3 protein-coding genes are annotated in these 2858 nt (G+C 62.1%); 1 reads left to right on the top strand and 2 read right to left on the bottom strand.

Annotated elements, in window-relative coordinates; genetic code table 11:
- Nucleotides 1-1350: phosphoenolpyruvate synthase (gene ppsA, locus WBV42_RS16420; RefSeq protein ID WP_423986978.1), on the top strand; the 1350-nt coding region annotated here is incomplete at its 5' end.
- A 62-nt stretch (nucleotides 1351-1412) separates the two neighbouring features.
- Here the strand turns inward: ppsA and WBV42_RS16415 are convergent.
- Both WBV42_RS16415 and WBV42_RS16410 read right to left on the bottom strand, forming a co-directional pair.
- Nucleotides 1413-2438: a Gfo/Idh/MocA family protein gene (locus WBV42_RS16415; protein ID WP_423986977.1), complete on the bottom strand. Its 1026-nt coding sequence runs from the start codon at nucleotides 2436-2438 to the stop codon at nucleotides 1413-1415.
- 65 nt (nucleotides 2439-2503) lie between these two features.
- Nucleotides 2504-2858, bottom strand: a 355-nt coding sequence (locus tag WBV42_RS16410) for a cation transporting ATPase C-terminal domain-containing protein (protein WP_423986976.1), incomplete at its 5' end; no start/stop codon positions are given.

Here is a 2858-nt window from a genome sequence, read left to right as displayed (position 1 = left end):
GGCGAGCGGGACGAACTGTTCATCGTCCAAGCGCGGCCGGAAACGGTGCACGCGGCGACGACGGAACGAACCGTCCGAACCTACCGCCGAACCGAGGAAGGCGACGTTCTAATGGAAGGCGTCTCGGTCGGGACCGCCATCGGTACCGGACCGGTTCGAATCCTCTCCGATATCCGCGAAATGGATCGATTCGAAGCGGGGGACGTTCTCGTCACCGAGACGACCGACCCCGACTGGGAGCCGGTGATGCGGAAGGCGGCGGGAATCATCACGGAGCACGGCGGGAAAACGTCACACGCGGCCATCGTCTCGCGGGAACTCGGATTGCCCGCCATCGTCGGTGCCGACGACGCGATGAAAACGCTCCGCGACGGCGACGAGGTGACGGTCGATTGTACCGAAACGACGGGTCGCGTGTACGCCGGAACGCTCGTCTACGACGTTCACGAGGAGCGGCTCGACGAGATTCCCGAGACGGAAACGGACGTGATGCTCATCCTCGGGGACCCGTCCCGTGCGTTCTCGCTTTCCGACCTTCCGGTCGATGGGGTTGGACTCGCCCGCGAGGAGTTCATCATCACGTCCGCCATCGGCGACCACCCGCTGTACGCCATCGAACACGACGCGTCGGAGCGATTCATCGAACAGCTTCGAACCGGCATCGCGACGATCGCCGCCGCGTTCCACCCTCGTGACGTGATCGTCCGTCTCAGCGACTTCAAGACTGACGAGTACCGAAACCTCCGCGGCGGCCGTCGGTACGAACCCACGGAGGCGAACCCGATGCTCGGTTGGCGCGGTGCCTCCCGATACTACGACTCGCGGTTTCGGGAGGCGTTTCGCCTCGAATGTGAAGCGCTTCGCCGCGTTCGGGAGGACGTCGGTCTGGACAACGTGATCGTGATGGTACCGTTCTGTCGAACGCCGGACGAGGGACAGAAGGTGAAGCGACTCATGGCGGAGTTCGGGTTGACGATGGACGACCTCGACGTGTACGTGATGGCCGAACTCCCATCGAACGTCGTTTCGGCGGATCGGTTCAGCGACGTCTTCGACGGCTTTTCCATCGGCTCGAACGACCTCACGCAACTCACGCTCGGCATCGACCGGAACTCCGCACGGCTCGCACCGTTGTTCCACGAGGACGACGAAGCCGTCGAACGCTCCATCCGTTCGCTGATCGAAACGGCACATCGCCACCACCGTCGCGTCGGTATCTGTGGCGACGCCCCATCGACCGTCCCCGGCTTCGTCGAGTTCCTCCTCGACGCGGACATCGACTCGATCTCCGTCACCCCCGACGTCGGGCTCGAAACGATGCTTCGGGTCGCAGAAATGGAGGATGACTGAGGGGTAACGGCGATTCCTGCTCGGCTCTCCAGAACCATTTTACCCCCTTCGAACCCGCCGGTTCACGCTTGTTTCGCCTCGGAAACCAGACGCTGGACGTCGACGGTTCGCTCTTCGGCGGCGGCCATGTACGCCGCCTCCGTCAGTGCGGTGACGTGGACGGCTTCGTCCGGGACGATCGGCCGTTCGCCGTCGTCGATGGCGGTGACGAAGTCCGCCACCTTCCGTCTCGTCGCGATATCGAAGTTCGACTTCGTCCCCGTCGGCACCGTGTATCTGGTCGCTCCCTTGTGTTCGATGTACAGGTAGTCACCGGTGTACACCACACCGCCGCGTGTCCCCCACACGACGTACCCCTCGCGTGGGTCCATCTCGACACCATCCCCCGTCACGGTGATACTCGCGATTGCCGCCCTCCCGTCCAGTCGCAGTCGTGTCGTGAGCGCCGCACTCACGTCGATGTCCGGCTTGGCGAACTCGATGGACGCAGTCGCCGTCTCCGGAACCCCGTTCGTCACCCACAGGAGCGCATCGAGGAGGTGTGAACCGGTGTCGTACAGTTGGCCGCCACCCGATATCGACGGGTCGACCCGCCACGACCCCCGATGTGAGGAGAACCAATTCTGTCCAATGTAACAGGCAACGGTGTGGACATTCCCGATACGATCGCTGGCGATGAGGTGCCGAATCATCTGAAAGACGGGATGAAAATGGCGCTGGTACCCGATTTTGAGGACACGGTCGTGTCGTCGTGCCGTTTCGATCAGATCGACGGCATCCCGTACGTCGGTCGTCATCGGTTTTTCCAACAAAACGTCGATTCCCGCTTCCAAGCAAGCGGTCGCTTGCTCGTAGTGAAAGGCGTGTGGCGTCGCGATCAACATCCCATCCAACTCCCCGCCATGCTCGTCGAGAAGCGTCCGATAGTCCTCGTACCCGGGCGCATCGAACTCGGATTCGAATACGGCACGCGCTCCCGTCGCTGTATCCGCGCCGGCAACGATGGTAACGTCGTCCATCCCTGCTGCCAAATTCAACTCCAGGTGGCCGATACCCCCGATTCCTATCCCTCCCATCCGTACGACCATGACTCTCACACACCACGGTCGTGTAAAAACGTGTGGCGCGGGTTCCGAGCGAGCGATGAGAAATCTCAGAGGGAGATATGTCGATAGAAAAGCCGCTTCACGACTTCGATCGTGAGCAGATAGCCGACCAAGAGGCCGAGCAACGCCACGAAGAGGGTTATCGTCAGCGGCGTGAAGTCGAACACCCGACCGAGGAACAGCATCGGGAAGAGCGGGGTTAGGAGCGCGATTGCGAGCGAGGCGACGACGAGCGGCCCGCTCGGGCGACTTTCGAAAAGCGGCTTTCTGGTTCGGATCAGGAGGACCATCAGCACCTCCGTGAGGACGGAGAACACGAACCAGCCGGTCCGAAACTCCGTGACGGTCGCTCGAAGACCGATCAGTAGCACGCCGAACGTGAAGAAATCGAAGACGGAACTG

This window comes from Haladaptatus sp., from assembly GCF_049589095.1.
Taxonomy (GTDB): domain Archaea; phylum Halobacteriota; class Halobacteria; order Halobacteriales; family Haladaptataceae; genus Haladaptatus.
The sequence above is the reverse complement of the archived record's forward strand: the minus strand, read 5'-3'. Positions and strand labels throughout refer to the sequence as shown.